Genomic DNA, 12958 nt, shown 5'->3' on the forward strand with positions numbered 1-12958 from the left:
GGCCTGGGGCTGGGCCTGTCGATCGTCGAGCGCCTGGCGCGAGTGCTCAAGCACGGCATCGCCATCGATGCCAATGCGAGCGGCGGCTCGATGTTCTCGGTGACGGTGCCGACCGCGAAGGCTGCGACCCATACCGCGGCCGTGACCAGCGCCACGCCGCTCGCACGCACACCGATTGCCGGCGCGCTGATCGTGTGCATCGAGAACGACGCGGCGATCCTCGACGGCATGCGCACGCTGCTGAAGGCCTGGGATGCCGAGGTCATCGCGGTCGCCGATCCCGAGGGCGCGATCAGCGCGATCGAGGCGGCCGGCCGCAACGTGACGGGCCTGCTCGTCGACTATCATCTCGACCGCGGCAACGGCATCGCCGCCATCCGCGACATCCGCCGCCGCTTCGGCGACAACATCCCCGCCATCCTGATCACCGCCGACCGCAGCCCGGCCGTGCAGCTCGCGGCGCGCGAGGAGCAGATCGCGGTGCTGAACAAGCCGGTGAAGCCGGCTTCACTGCGCGCTTTGCTTGGCCAATGGCGCACGCAGCAGATGGTGGCTGCGGAGTAACCCTCCACCATCCATGTGAACCCTCGTTCATGTCGGCCGTGCGATCGGGCGGCACATGCCTATCCGTGTCGCCATAGGCCCAGACAATGAGGCGCGACGGGCACAGCCTATTCAGAAATTGGGCACTATCGGTGTGGAACCCGTTGCCTTATGGCTTGGACAGGCGCTTCGCGCCGCAAGACGCTGTGCTTCGCAGCATCGCCCTACCAGGCGATCCGGATGATCGAGCTGTTCGGCATCGACATGCTCTATACCGCGACCGAGCAACTGGTCTCGCTGGTTCGCGTGGCCCGAAAAACCGGTGCGCTCGTGCGAAGCCTGCGCACGACCGTGGTCGCCGGCGGCATTCCCACACGCGCCTTGCTGGAAGGCGCGGCCGTCTATCTGTGCAAGAACATCGCCTGCCGCTACGGCACCTCGGAGCTTGGCGTGCTGGCTGAAGCGCCGGCCAGCAAGGTGCTGCAAAACCCCGGACTGATCGGCCATGTGCTGCCCGGGTTCGAGATGGCCGGTTTCAAGGAAGACGGCAGCCAATGTGCCCCCGGCGAAATGGGCATCGTCAAGGCCCGCGTCAAACCCAATCCGGACCGCGGCGAAGACTCCTGGACCGATCACGGCGACGTTGGCTGGGTCACAGCTGCGGAAGAGGTCTTCGTGGTCGGCCGGACCTCGGACATACGACCGGCCGACTTTGCCTCGGCCGCGGCGCGCGAGGTCTCGCCGGTCTACGAGATCGAGCATCTGGTGCGACTGGAGTGGGACGCCGCCGACGCTGCGGCTCTCATGGTCGAATCAGCCGGTGCCGGCGGCGGTCCGGAAATCTGGGTCGCAACGGTCGATTGCAAGGACGCGCGCGCCGACCGGATTGAAGACATCCTTCGCCAGCGCGGCATTGCGGGCAAGGTCCGTCTGTTCTCCGTCGCGGCAATTCCCCGTGGCGCGGCCGGCAAGATCCAGCGCGTGGAGTTGCAGTCCTTGCTGCGGAACGCCGACGAGCAAGCCTGAGAGACGCATCAATCCGGCCGGCATCCGACTACTCCGTCGGCGTGCCCTGCTTCCACTGGCCGCCGGCGATCTTGGCGGCGGCGATCACGGCCTGGGTGCGGCTTTCGACGCCGAGCTTTTGCAGGATGGCGGAGACGTGGGCCTTGATGGTCGCCTCGGAGACGCCGAGCTCATAGGCGATCTGCTTGTTGAGGAGACCTTCCGACAGCATCATCAGCACCCGCACCTGCTGCGGCGTCAGCGTCACCAGGCGATCGCGCAGACGCATCATGTCGGGATCGGCGGCGGAGTTGAGGTCGGTGTCCGGCGGCACCCAGACGTCGCCGTCCATCACCTTCAGGATGGCGTCACGCAGGGTCTCGACGCCGAACCGCTTGGGAATGAAACCGGAAGCGCCGAAGTCGAGCGAGCGGCGGATCGTGGCGCTGTCGTCGGACGCCGAGACGATGACCACCGGGATCGCCGGGTATTGCGCACGCAGATAGATCAGGCCGGAAAAGCCCGAAATTCCCGGCATCGACAGGTCGAGCAGGACCAGGTCGACGTCGGAATCCTGTTCCAGGAGCTTGGTCAGGTCTTCGAACGATCCAGCCTCGTCGACCCTCGCCGAGGTCAGAACGCCGGCCACGGCCTGGCGCAGCGCATCGCGGAACAGGGGATGATCATCGGCGATGACGAGGCGGGTTGCGGGAGCGTTCATCGATCTCTTGCTGTCGTTGTGGTCGGGCCAATTAGCCGAGGCACCGGCGGGTCAATTCTTCCCCGAGCGGCCGTGGCATGCAAGCACACATTATCCCTTTGCCGCAAAGGGGTTAATCCCGATCTTCTACCTCCCGCGGCATTGCATGCCAGCAGCCGTCAGGCACGCGTCAGTGCGAAAGGCCGAAAGTCGTATTGGGGCGGGTTTCACGGCGATGTTACCTTTGGGGCAAGCCCAGAGGCTGTTCGGCCGCGTCCGGACACCTGGGAGCGAGGAAACGATTTTCGGGGAGCGAACTCAACATGTCGACAATGACTGTGTCCCAGGCTCGTGCGGGAGGGATGACGAAGGACGAACGGTTCGTCATTCTCGCCTCTTCGCTCGGCACCGTCTTCGAGTGGTACGATTTTTACCTCTACGGTTCGCTCGCCGGCATCATCGGCCTGCAATTCTTCTCGGATTATCCGCCGGCGACCCGTGACATCTTCGCGCTGCTGGCCTTCGCGGCAGGCTTCCTGGTGCGCCCGTTCGGCGCCATCGTGTTCGGCCGCATCGGCGACATCGTCGGCCGCAAATACACCTTCCTCGTCACCATCCTGATCATGGGTCTGTCGACCTTCATCGTCGGCCTGCTGCCGAACGCCGCGACGATCGGGTTCGCAGCTCCCGTGATCCTGATCGCGCTGCGCCTCGCCCAGGGTCTCGCCCTCGGCGGCGAGTATGGCGGGGCGGCGACCTACGTTGCCGAACACGCGCCGAACGGCAAACGCGGCTACTATACCTCCTTCATCCAGACCACCGCGACGCTCGGTCTGTTCCTGTCGCTGCTGGTGATCCTGTTCACCCGCACCGCGACCGGCGAAGCCGACTTCGCCAAGTGGGGCTGGCGCATTCCGTTCCTGGTCTCCGTGCTCTTGCTTGGTGTCTCGGTCTGGATCCGGCTCCGCCTCAATGAATCGCCGATCTTCCAGAAGATGAAGGAAGAAGGAAAGAGCTCCAAGGCGCCGCTGACGGAAGCCTTCGCCAACTGGCAGAACGGCAAGCTCGTGCTGCTCGCCCTGCTCGGCGGCACCATGGGTCAGGGCGTGGTCTGGTACACCGGCCAGTTCTATGCGCTGTTCTTCCTGCAATCGATCCTGAAGGTCGACGGCTACACCGCGAACCTGCTGATCGCCTGGTCGCTCTTGCTGGGCACCGGCTTCTTCGTCGTGTTCGGCGCACTGTCCGACAAGATCGGCCGCAAGCCGATCATCCTCGGCGGCTGCCTGATCGCGGCGCTGACCTTCTTCCCGATCTTCAAGATGATCACCACCAACGCCAACCCGGCGCTGGAAAAGGCGATCGAATCGGGCAAGGTCGAGGTGTGGGCAGATCCCGCGGGCTGCGGCGACCTGTTCAACCCGGTCGGCACCCGCGTCTTCACCGCACCTTGCGACACCGCGCGCGCCTTCCTGTCCCAGTCGTCGGTCAAATACGTGACGATGCCGGGCACGGCCGGCTCCGGCGTCAAGGTCGTCGTCAACGGCAAGGAAGTGCCCTACGCCAACGCCAAGGACAGCAACCCGGCCGTCCTCGCGGCGGTGCAGGCAGCCGGTTATCCCAAGGCGGGTGACCCCGGCATCGTTAAGATGGCGCATCCGTTCGACATCTTCCGTCCGCAGGTGGCCGCGATCATCGGCCTGCTGTTCATCCTGGTGATCTTCGTCACAATGGTGTACGGGCCGATCGCGGCGATGCTGGTCGAGCTGTTCCCGACCAAAATCCGGTACACCTCGATGTCGCTGCCCTACCACATCGGCAACGGCTGGTTCGGCGGTCTGTTGCCGGCGACCGCGTTCGCGATCGTGGCCTCGACCGGCGACATCTATGCCGGCCTCTGGTATCCGATCGTGTTCGCAGTGATCACCGCCGTGGTCGGCTTCCTGTTCCTGCCTGAGACCAAGGACGTCGACATCAAGGCGACCTGATCGCGCAAGCTGCCGGCGCCTGCCGCCGGCGGCGCAAGCCAATAGCAAACCGGCCGCGGCATCCCGCGGCCGGTTTTGTTTTGTCAGCCCATGCCGGTCTGGCCGATGAATTGCAGCACGACCTCGCGGCGGTGCGGCGCCTTGCGATGCTCGACCAGATAGATCCCCTGCCAGGTGCCGAGTGCCAGTTCGCCCTTCAGGACCGGCACCTGGAGCGATGTCCCCGTTAGCATGGTCTTGATATGCGCCGGCATATCGTCCGGCCCTTCGAGGTCATGCACCCACCCGGAATTCTCCGGCGCGAGCCGCGACAGCGCCGTCGTGAGATCGACGAGCACGGAGGGATCGGCGTTCTCCTGGATCGTCAGCGATGCCGAGGTATGACGGATGAACAGCGTCAGCGCGCCCTCGCGCGCATGAACGTCGCGCACGAATTTCTCGGCTTCCGCGGTGAGATCGATAAAACCGCGGCCTGAAGTGTGCACCGTCAGCAACGATGTGCTGATCGTCGCGGACTGCACGGTCGATGGCGCGGAGCGCGTGGTCGATGTCATGAAAGGTCTCGCTCTATCGAACGCCATAGTAGGGCGGGCAAAGCGAAGCGTGCCCACCTCTTCTATAGCAATCGTGAAAAGACTGTGGGCACGGCGCTGACGCGCCTTTGCCCACCCTTCGAAGGCTCAACGCATCGGCGCGCCAGCGGGTCCTCAAATCTTCCCCGACACGTCCTTCTGCACGCGGTTGGCCATCTCGATCAATCGTCGCCAGGCACGCTCCAGGAATGACACCACGCGGTCGACGTCCTGATCGCTCGGCAACGGGACCTCGATCTTGCGATTGTTCTCCGCAGCTTTCGGCTCGGCCTTCTTCAGCGAGTCAGATTTCGGCAGCGCCTCCTCGACCTTGCCGGAGACGGTCGGCCCGGCGGCCACCTGCGCCTTCAGCTTCTCGAGCTCGGCCTGCAGGCGGCCGATCTCGGCATCGAGCACGGAGCGCTCGTCGGGTACGGCGTAGCAGGCCCAGCCCGCCCCGTTGTTCGAGCAGGTGGACACGACCCCCGTGCGCGTATCGAGCCGCAACACGCCGTCCGGGGTCGGCGTCATCGTGTAGCGGCCGTTCTCGCTGTCGGGCGCCGCCTGCGCGAAAACGAGACCGCCACCCGCCGCGACAGCCACGGCGATGACGGCCGCCGAAAACCACGATGTCCTGGATGACGTCGCTGACCTCATGGCGCTGCTCCGTCGGAAATGATCTGACCTGTCCGCAATCCTACACCCCGCACGCGAAAAACGCGCCGGCGGGATGACTGATTTCCGTACCTCGTTCGGTATCCGCACAGCGGCCAAATCCGGGCAAGGCCCGCTGATTGCGGCGCGAGCTGCTGCGGTGCGGCGTCACGCTGTGTGTAGCGCTGGGGAACGCGGCGTTATCGCAAGTAATATCAAATAGATAAACGAAAACGACGCAATCGTGACTTGGCTTGACTTGATTATGTGCGGTCAGTATGGTCCGCGCGGCTTTCGAGGGTGGCGGGCGTAATTTCCATTCAACCGCGGCGTTTCGGGTCTTCGTTGCATGACTACAGGCACGGGGCACGGCGAGAATGGAAATGGCGATAAATCGCCTGAGGAAGCTGCGCTTTCCGCAAGGCTCGGAAGTCTTAATCAGCGGTTGTCCGAATTTCGCGACCGCAGGATCAAGACCGAGCAACCCGAAGGTGAAGGTGGAGACAGAGCGGCCAGAGCCTCGGCGATGGCGCTTGGTTTCCGGCTATCCTCCGAGTTGATCGCCGGGGTCATTGTCGGAGCGGGGATTGGCTGGGGTTTCGACCGCTTGCTGTCGACGTCGCCTTTCGGATTTATCGTGTTCACGCTGCTCGGCTTCGTGGCTGGTGTGGTGAACGTGGTGAGATCGGCGGGCGCGGGTCAAAACAGGCGCAGTGGTTCGTAGCCCCTCAGGCCAGAGGAATTGATCGTGCCGGCCTCGCCGGTACGGGCCGGCCCGGCCGGCTGACCGAGACCAGCCGGCTTGCCCGGCAGACCGAGAGATGCCGCGCGGATGACAATCGACCCGATCCATCAGTTCAATATCGAGCCTCTCTTCACGATCGGCCATATCGGCAATCACGCGATCGCCTTCACCAATTCGTCGCTCTACATGCTGGTGGCGGTGGCGGTGATCTCGCTCCTGATGCTCGCCAGCGGCACCCAGCTCGTTCCCGGCCGCCTGCAGTCGGTTGCCGAAATCTCCTACGAATTCGTCGCGACCATGATCCGCAGCAACGCCGGCGCGGAAGGCATGAAGTTCTTCCCGCTGATCTTCTCGCTGTTCATGTTCATCGCCGTCTCGAACCTGATCGGCATCATCCCCTACACCTTCACGGTCGCGAGCCAGCTGATCATTACCGCGACGCTCGCGCTCCTGGTCTTCTTCACCGTCCTGATCTACGGCGTCTACAAGAACGGCCTGAAATTCTTTAGTATTTTCGTGCCGCACGGCGTTCCCGGCTACATCCTGCCGCTGGTGATGTTCATCGAGATCCTGTCGTTCTTACTGCGGCCGGTCTCGCACAGCGTGCGTCTGTTCGCCAACATGCTGGCCGGCCACATCGCGCTGAAGGTGTTCGCGGGCTTCGTCGCCATGCTCGGCGTCTCGCTCGGCGCCGTCGGCTGGATCGGCGGCGTGATGCCGCTCGCCCTTACCGTCGCGCTCACCGCGCTCGAACTTCTGGTCGCGTTCCTCCAGGCCTACGTGTTCGCGATCCTGACCTGCATCTACCTCAACGACGCCCTTCATCCCGGACACTGAGCGGTCCGGGGAATATCCACCCACAACCCAATCTTTCTTCCAAGGAGTCAAAAATGGATCCGGCAGCAGCAAAACTTATCGGCGCGGGCATCGCGTGCATCGGCATGGGCGGTGCGGGCGTCGGCGTTGGCGTCCTCTTCGGCAACTACCTCGCAGCCGCAGTGCGCAATCCGTCGGCCGCCCAGGGCCAGTTCGGCAACCTGATCTTCGGCTTCGCCGTGACCGAAGCGCTCGGCATCTTCTCGCTGCTGATCGCGCTGCTTCTGCTGTTCGTTCCGCTCTGAGGACGTGTTCGCGCCGCCCGACCTACGGGCGGCGCGCATGACAGCAACAGGAGATCTCCATGGCTGAGAGTCATGGCGGGGCAAAAGGCCCGGAGGCCAATGCTCACACCGAGGCCGAGGGCGGTCACCACGGCGGAGGCTTTCCGCCGTTCGACAGCAGCACCTTTCCATCGCAACTGGTGTCGCTCGCGATCTTCTTCGTCGCGCTCTATCTGATCGTGTCGCGCATTGCGCTGCCGCGTGTCGGCGGCGCGATCGAGGCGCGTCAGAACAAGATCGACGGTGATCTGGCCGAGGCGCAGAAGCTGAAGGACCAGTCCGACGCGGCGCTGAAGGCCTATGAAGGCGAGCTCGCTTCGGCGCGTTCGCGCGCCCAGGCGATCAGCAACGAGACCCGCGAAAAATCGAATGCGCAGGCGGAAGCCGACCGCAAGACGCTGGAAGAGCAATTGGCGAAAAAGCTCGCCGAGGCGGAGAAGACCATCGCCTCGACCCGCGCCACTGCCATGGGCAACGTCCGCGGCATCGCGGCCGATGCGGCCGGCACGATCGTGCAGCGGCTGACCGGCGTCGTTCCCGACGCTGCGTCGGTCAACGCCGCGGTCGATGCGTCCCTGAAAGGTTAGTCGAGATGTTCTTCGAACCTGAATTTTGGGTCGCCGTCGCCTTTGTGATCCTGATGGTCGTGTTTGGCTATCTCGGCATTCACAAGACCGTGCTGACCACGCTCGACCACCGCGCCGAGCGCATCAAGGCCGAGCTCGACGACGCCCTGCGCCTCAAGCAGGAGGCGGCCAAGGTGCTCGCCGACTACAAGGCCCGCAGCGCCTCCGCCGAGCGTGAGGCCCAGGACATCATCGCCAACGCAAAGGCCGAAGCCGAACGCATCGCGGCCGAAGCCAAGGCGAAGATGGAGGATTTCGTCGCCCGCAGAACCAAGACCGCGGAGAGCAAGATCGCGCTCGCCGAGGCCCAGGCGCTCGCCGACGTCCGCGCCGCAGCCGCAGAGGCCGCCGTCCAGGCCGCCTCCACGATCCTGTCGCAGTCGGTCAAGGGCAAGGTCGCGGACGACCTCCTCGCCAAGGGCATCACCGAGGTCCGGCAGAAGCTGAACTGAGGCGAGCTTCCTCACAAATCGAAAAGCCGGCGCGATGAGCGCCGGCTTTTTTTGTGGGCTGTTGTTGGGCTCGCACGCTTTCCAGATTCTCGTCGTCATCGCCCGCCTTGTGCGCAATTGCGCACTGGGGCGGGCGATCCAGTATTCCAGAGGCGGTGACGAATACGGAGAAGCCGCGGCGTACCGGATGCCCCGGTCAAGCCGGGGCATGACAGCCGAATTGATGGCCCCAGCTACCCGCTTATTTCTTCTTCTTCGCCGGCGCCTTCGACGATCCCGACAACGCCTGCGGGTCGAAGCCGACGTAGAAGATGTAGGAATCGGCGGTCGCGGCAGACGGCATCGAATAGACCATGTCCTCGGCGACGAAGGTGAAGGGCACGCTGCCGTCCTCGGACATCGCCACCGTGGTGCGATAGGCCTTCGACCCGATCACCTTTTCGCCGACACCGCCCTGCACCACCGCGACGCGCAGCGGAATCTCCACAGACGACGGCGCACCGGCGGGGCCGGCGACGATACGGCCCTGGATGCCGATCCGCGCGGTGATCTCGCTGCCGTTGCGGACGCATTCGCGCGCCATCTTGGTGATCGAGGCCTGGTAGCGCACGTCGTTGCCGACCGCCTGCTTGCCGGGAACGGCCACGGCATAGGTGGACGCGCCCGAACGCACCGTGACCGGCGGGCAATCGACCTCGGTCTGGGCGTCGGCCGGCTGGCCGGGTGCCGGCGTCGTGGTCTGGGGCGCCTGCTCGTCCGAGGATCCGCCGAAGAGGCTCTTGAACCGGTCAGTCAGCGACTGCGCCGTAGCCGGCGAGGCCGCCGCGAACACAATCGACAACGCCAGCGCCATCACCGGACCTCGCCGCAGCGCGGTCTGCGAGGACCGAAGCTCTCTCACCTTCAAGGGACCATACTCCATGACAATGTCCCGGCAGATCGCCGGCCTGCTGCGCGTTATATCGCCAAAATCGGCGAACCCAAGGCACACGACACGGTAACTTTCGGCCTGCTTAGCCGCGGAAATCCTCGTGCAGCAAGCCGAACAACAGATGGTCCTGCCAGACCCCGTTGATGCAGAGATAGCGGCGCGCCAGCCCCTCGCGGGAGAAGCCGCACTTCTCCAGCACCCGGATCGACGGCGCATTGGTGGGGATGCAGGCGGCCTCCACCCGGTGCAGATTGAGCTCGCCGAACAGGGTCGGCAGCAGCACCCGCAGCGCCGCGGTCATATAGCCGCGATGGGCGTAGGGCTGCCCGACCCAGTAGCCGATCGTGCCGGCCTGGACGATGCCGCGGCGGACATTGGCAAGCGTAATGCCGCCGACCATGGCGCTGTCGAGTTCCCGGAAGATCAGGAACGGATAGGAGCGGTCCGCGGCGATGTCCTCGGCATAGCGGCGCAGGCGCCGGCGGAAGCCCGAGCGAGTGAGATCATCGGACGGCCAGATCGGCTCCCAGGGCGTCAGGTAGTCCCTGCTTCCCTCGCGCAGATGCGCCCATTGCAGGAAGTCGGACATCTGCGGCGCACGCAACAGCAGCCCGTTGCCGCGCGGGGCGAGGGCGGCGGGTCCACTGGATGGCAAGCGAAAAAGGGCCATGTGATGCTTCCCGGGGCGCAGCATGAGCCCTTTCGGCATAGCTCCTAGTGGAGCCTTGCCTTGGCTCGCGCCCGGGTCAATCCTTCCGCAAAAGACACTGCCGTGTCCAGACCCCTGCCGCTGCCCAATGCAACGACCGCGGGGCGGCTCCGCGATAATAGCGCTCGCGCCGCATTTCGCGTCGATTCGACGCTGACGGCATCGATTCGAGCCACCAGCTCCTGCACCGTCTGGGGCCGCCCATAGGCCAGCACATGCCGCGCGAGCTGCTCGGCGCGCGAAGAGCAGCTCTCCAGCGCCATCAGGAGGCCCGCCTTCATCTGTGCTTTTGCGCGCGCGATCTCGGCCTCGGTCAGCGTCTCCACCGAATCATTGATGATGTCGACGACGACCTCCATCATCTCCGGCGCGTCCCCCGGATCGGTGCCGGTGTAGAGCCCGAAGAAGCCGGTATCGGTATAGGGCGCATGGAAGCTGTAAATCGAGTAGCACAGCCCGCGCTTCTCCCGCACCTCCTGGAACAGCCGCGACGACATCCCGCCGCCGAGGACGTTGGTGAAGACCTGGAGCGAGAACAGCGACGGATCGGTCTGCGGCACGCCTTCCAGCGCCAGCGTCAGATGCGCCTGCTCGAGCTCGCGATGCACCACCTTGGCCCCGCCCTTGCCGAACATCGCAGGCGCCGGCTTCGGCCCTGGCGTCGCCTCGAAACTCGCAAACCGCTTCGCCACCTCGTCCACGACCTGACGGTGGTCGACCGCGCCTGCGGCAGCCACCACCATGTCGGGGCCGCGATAATGCGTGGAGAGATAGCCGCGCAGCATGTCGCGGTTGAAGCCGCGCAGCGTCTTGGCGGTGCCGAGCAGCGAGCGGCCCATCGGCTGGTCGGGATAGCAGAGCTCGTTGAGATGCTCGAACACGACGTCGTCGGGCGTGTCCTGCGCAGCGCCGATCTCCTGCACGATGACGTTCTTCTCGCGCTCGAGCTCTTCCGGCTCGAAGGCGGGATTGGCGAGGATGTCGGCGAGCACGTCGAGCGCCAGCGGCACGTCGGCCTTCATCACCCGCGCGTAGTAGGACGTCGTCTCGGTCGAGGTGCCGGCGTTGAGATCTCCGCCGACTGCCTCGATCTCCTCGACGATCTCGCGCGAGGAGCGCCGGGTGGTCCCCTTGAAGGCCATGTGCTCGAGCAGGTGCGAGATGCCATGCTCGTTCGACTTCTCGTCGCGGCCGCCCACGCCGGCCCAGACGCCGAGCGCGGCGGTCTCGACATGGGGCATGTTGTCGGTGACGACGGTGAGGCCGGAGCCAAGCTTGGAGATCTCGACGCTCATCCGGCAACTCCCTGCTTTGCGGCGCGGCTAACCGACAACACGAACCGCTCCACCTCGGCCTGATCGTTCTTCATCACCTTCATGTGTTCGGATTTGGTCATCAAGCCGTCGAGCCAGGCCGGCAATTGCGGCCGCATGCTGCAGGCGGCCTCGACCGCGTCGGGGAATTTGGCGGGATGCGCGGTGGACAGCACGATATTGGGCACCGTCGTGTCCGTGGTGTCGCGATCGGCCACCGCGAGGGCCACTGCGGTATGGGGATCGACGAGCTCGCCGGCCTCACGCCAGGCGGCACGGATCGCAGCCGAGGTTTCGGTCTCGTCCGCGCGGCCGGCATCGAACTCCTCGCGGATCGCAGCGAGCGTTGCGTCGGGCAGCACGAAGCGTCCCGACTGCTTCAGCGAATCCATCAGCCGGCGGACGCCGGCCGCATCGCGCCGGCTCGCCTCGAACATCAGCCGCTCGAAGTTCGAGGAGATCTGGATGTCCATCGAGGGCGACGCGGTGGCGTGCACCTCGCGCACTTCGTAGATGCCGGTCTTGAGCGTGCGCGCCAGGATGTCGTTGACATTGGCGGCGATGCGCAAGGTGCGCACCGGAAGCCCCATGCGCTTGGCGACGTAGCCCGCAAAGATGTCGCCGAAATTGCCGGTCGGCACCGTGAAATCGACCTGCCGCGCCGGCGCGCCCACCGCGACCGCGGAGGTGAAGTAGTAGACCACCTGCGCCACGATGCGCGCCCAGTTGATCGAGTTGACTCCGGACAGAGCGACGGTGTCGCGGAAGCGGTGATGGTTGAACATCCCCTTCACCAGCGCCTGGCAATCGTCGAACGTGCCTTCGATGGCGAGCGCATGCACGTTGGCGGCGCCCGTCGTCGTCATCATGCGCTGCTGCACGTTGGAGACGCGGTTGTGCGGAAACAGCACGATGAGGTCGACATTCTCCAGGCCCGCGAAGGCTTCGACGGCGGCGCCGCCGGTGTCGCCTGAGGTCGCGACCGCGATGGTGGTGCGCTGGCCGCGCTTGGCGAGGACGTGATCCATCAGCCGCGAGATCAGCTGCATCGCGACGTCCTTGAAGGCGAGCGTCGGACCGTGAAACAGCTCCAGCACGAATTGATGCGGCGACATCTGGCGCAGCGGCACCACGGCCGGGTGGCGGAAGGTGGCATAGGCCTCGTTCGCCATGCGGCCGAGATCGGCATCCGAGATCTCACCGCCGGTGAACGGGCGGATCACGTCGACCGCGACCTCCCAATAGGGACGGCCGAAGAATCCCGCGATCGTCTCTGGCGAGAGCTGCGGCCAGGCGAGGGGCACATAGAGCCCGCCATCGCGGGCAAGCCCGGTCAGCATCACGTCGCAGAAGCCAAGCTCGGGGGCCTCGCCCCGTGTGGAGATATATCGAGTCAAACCGCCCTCCAAAGGCCGGCCGATCGCCTAAACCTTTGATTTTAATGAAGTTACTTTCTCTTGCCGCAGCAAGCTGGAGGGCACCATAAAGCGTTTTGCCGCATCGGGAAACCGCTTCCCGTGTCGCCCCCGGCCTAAAGCGGCGCAAGAAAAAGGGCTGCGG

15 protein-coding genes are annotated in these 12958 nt (G+C 65.0%); 8 read left to right on the forward strand and 7 right to left on the reverse strand.

Annotated features, from left to right (window positions below):
• The coding region (locus Q2941_RS21455) for a response regulator (RefSeq protein ID WP_458193653.1) at positions 1-564 on the forward strand (564 nt) is incomplete at its 5' end.
• 150 nt (positions 565-714) lie between these two features.
• Positions 715-1569 carry a class I adenylate-forming enzyme family protein gene (locus Q2941_RS21460; protein ID WP_254109240.1) on the forward strand — a complete coding sequence of 285 codons (855 nt, stop codon included), beginning with the start codon at positions 715-717 and terminating at the stop codon, positions 1567-1569.
• A 28-nt stretch (positions 1570-1597) separates the two neighbouring features.
• Here the strand turns inward: Q2941_RS21460 and Q2941_RS21465 are convergent, their stop codons facing one another.
• Positions 1598-2269, reverse strand: a complete 672-nt coding sequence (locus tag Q2941_RS21465; RefSeq protein ID WP_027521419.1) for a response regulator transcription factor — start codon at positions 2267-2269, stop codon at positions 1598-1600.
• A 341-nt stretch (positions 2270-2610) separates the two neighbouring features.
• Here Q2941_RS21465 and Q2941_RS21470 point away from each other — a divergent pair, with 341 nt between their 5' ends.
• Positions 2611-4236 (forward strand): MFS transporter, encoded by a 1626-nt coding sequence (locus Q2941_RS21470; protein WP_254113497.1) that lies wholly within the window; start codon positions 2611-2613, stop codon positions 4234-4236.
• A gap of 83 nt (positions 4237-4319) precedes the next feature.
• Here the strand turns inward: Q2941_RS21470 and Q2941_RS21475 are convergent, their stop codons facing one another.
• The gene (locus Q2941_RS21475) at positions 4320-4790 is read right to left on the reverse strand and encodes a secondary thiamine-phosphate synthase enzyme YjbQ (protein WP_027521421.1); all 471 of its coding nucleotides are present in this window, start codon (positions 4788-4790) and stop codon (positions 4320-4322) included.
• Positions 4791-4943: 153 nt separating this feature from the next.
• The gene (locus Q2941_RS21480; RefSeq protein WP_458193654.1) at positions 4944-5465 is read right to left on the reverse strand and encodes a hypothetical protein; all 522 of its coding nucleotides are present in this window, start codon (positions 5463-5465) and stop codon (positions 4944-4946) included.
• A gap of 346 nt (positions 5466-5811) precedes the next feature.
• Here Q2941_RS21480 and Q2941_RS21485 point away from each other — a divergent pair, with 346 nt between their 5' ends.
• The 5 genes from Q2941_RS21485 (at position 5812) to Q2941_RS21505 (ending at position 8445) form a co-directional block, all read left to right on the forward strand.
• Positions 5812-6186: an AtpZ/AtpI family protein gene (locus Q2941_RS21485; RefSeq protein WP_027521423.1), complete on the forward strand. Its 375-nt coding sequence runs from the start codon at positions 5812-5814 to the stop codon at positions 6184-6186.
• A gap of 108 nt (positions 6187-6294) precedes the next feature.
• Complete coding sequence (locus Q2941_RS21490) at positions 6295-7044, forward strand: F0F1 ATP synthase subunit A (protein WP_027521424.1); 750 nt, start codon at positions 6295-6297, stop codon at positions 7042-7044.
• Between the two features lie 53 nt (positions 7045-7097).
• Positions 7098-7328 (forward strand): F0F1 ATP synthase subunit C, encoded by a 231-nt coding sequence (locus Q2941_RS21495; RefSeq protein WP_027521425.1) that lies wholly within the window; start codon positions 7098-7100, stop codon positions 7326-7328.
• 59 nt (positions 7329-7387) lie between these two features.
• Positions 7388-7954, forward strand: a complete 567-nt coding sequence (locus Q2941_RS21500) for a F0F1 ATP synthase subunit B (protein ID WP_027521426.1) — start codon at positions 7388-7390, stop codon at positions 7952-7954.
• Between the two features lie 5 nt (positions 7955-7959).
• Positions 7960-8445: a F0F1 ATP synthase subunit B family protein gene (locus Q2941_RS21505; protein ID WP_027521427.1), complete on the forward strand. Its 486-nt coding sequence runs from the start codon at positions 7960-7962 to the stop codon at positions 8443-8445.
• Positions 8446-8686: 241 nt separating this feature from the next.
• On the opposite strand, the gene Q2941_RS21510 is transcribed toward Q2941_RS21505, so the two are convergent.
• The 4 genes from Q2941_RS21510 to thrC all read right to left on the reverse strand — a co-directional run bounded on the left by Q2941_RS21510 (position 8687) and on the right by thrC (position 12795).
• Complete coding sequence (locus Q2941_RS21510; protein WP_035661294.1) at positions 8687-9367, reverse strand: hypothetical protein; 681 nt, start codon at positions 9365-9367, stop codon at positions 8687-8689.
• A gap of 91 nt (positions 9368-9458) precedes the next feature.
• Entirely contained in the window at positions 9459-10046 is a 588-nt protein-coding gene (locus Q2941_RS21515; protein WP_027521429.1) for a GNAT family N-acetyltransferase, read from the reverse strand.
• 44 nt (positions 10047-10090) lie between these two features.
• Positions 10091-11380, reverse strand: a complete 1290-nt coding sequence (locus tag Q2941_RS21520; protein WP_027521430.1) for a M16 family metallopeptidase — start codon at positions 11378-11380, stop codon at positions 10091-10093.
• Complete coding sequence (gene thrC, locus Q2941_RS21525) at positions 11377-12795, reverse strand: threonine synthase (RefSeq protein WP_027521431.1); 1419 nt, start codon at positions 12793-12795, stop codon at positions 11377-11379. The genes Q2941_RS21520 and thrC overlap by 4 nt, the downstream gene beginning before the upstream one ends.
• Positions 12796-12958 lie beyond the last annotated feature (163 nt).

The sequence above is a fragment of the Bradyrhizobium sp. UFLA05-153 genome (assembly GCF_054185185.1).

Coding starts and splice junctions, on each gene's coding strand:
- Q2941_RS21460 (WP_254109240.1), top strand. CDS start 715: ATGGCTTGGACAGGCGCTTCGCGCCGCAAGACGCTGTGCTTCGCAGCA.
- Q2941_RS21465 (WP_027521419.1), bottom strand. CDS start 2,269: ATGAACGCTCCCGCAACCCGCCTCGTCATCGCCGATGATCATCCCCTG.
- Q2941_RS21470 (WP_254113497.1), top strand. CDS start 2,611: ATGACGAAGGACGAACGGTTCGTCATTCTCGCCTCTTCGCTCGGCACC.
- Q2941_RS21475 (WP_027521421.1), bottom strand. CDS start 4,790: ATGACATCGACCACGCGCTCCGCGCCATCGACCGTGCAGTCCGCGACG.
- Q2941_RS21480 (WP_458193654.1), bottom strand. CDS start 5,465: ATGAGGTCAGCGACGTCATCCAGGACATCGTGGTTTTCGGCGGCCGTC.
- Q2941_RS21485 (WP_027521423.1), top strand. CDS start 5,812: ATGACTACAGGCACGGGGCACGGCGAGAATGGAAATGGCGATAAATCG.
- Q2941_RS21490 (WP_027521424.1), top strand. CDS start 6,295: ATGACAATCGACCCGATCCATCAGTTCAATATCGAGCCTCTCTTCACG.
- Q2941_RS21495 (WP_027521425.1), top strand. CDS start 7,098: ATGGATCCGGCAGCAGCAAAACTTATCGGCGCGGGCATCGCGTGCATC.
- Q2941_RS21500 (WP_027521426.1), top strand. CDS start 7,388: ATGGCTGAGAGTCATGGCGGGGCAAAAGGCCCGGAGGCCAATGCTCAC.
- Q2941_RS21505 (WP_027521427.1), top strand. CDS start 7,960: ATGTTCTTCGAACCTGAATTTTGGGTCGCCGTCGCCTTTGTGATCCTG.
- Q2941_RS21510 (WP_035661294.1), bottom strand. CDS start 9,367: ATGGAGTATGGTCCCTTGAAGGTGAGAGAGCTTCGGTCCTCGCAGACC.
- Q2941_RS21515 (WP_027521429.1), bottom strand. CDS start 10,046: ATGGCCCTTTTTCGCTTGCCATCCAGTGGACCCGCCGCCCTCGCCCCG.
- Q2941_RS21520 (WP_027521430.1), bottom strand. CDS start 11,380: ATGAGCGTCGAGATCTCCAAGCTTGGCTCCGGCCTCACCGTCGTCACC.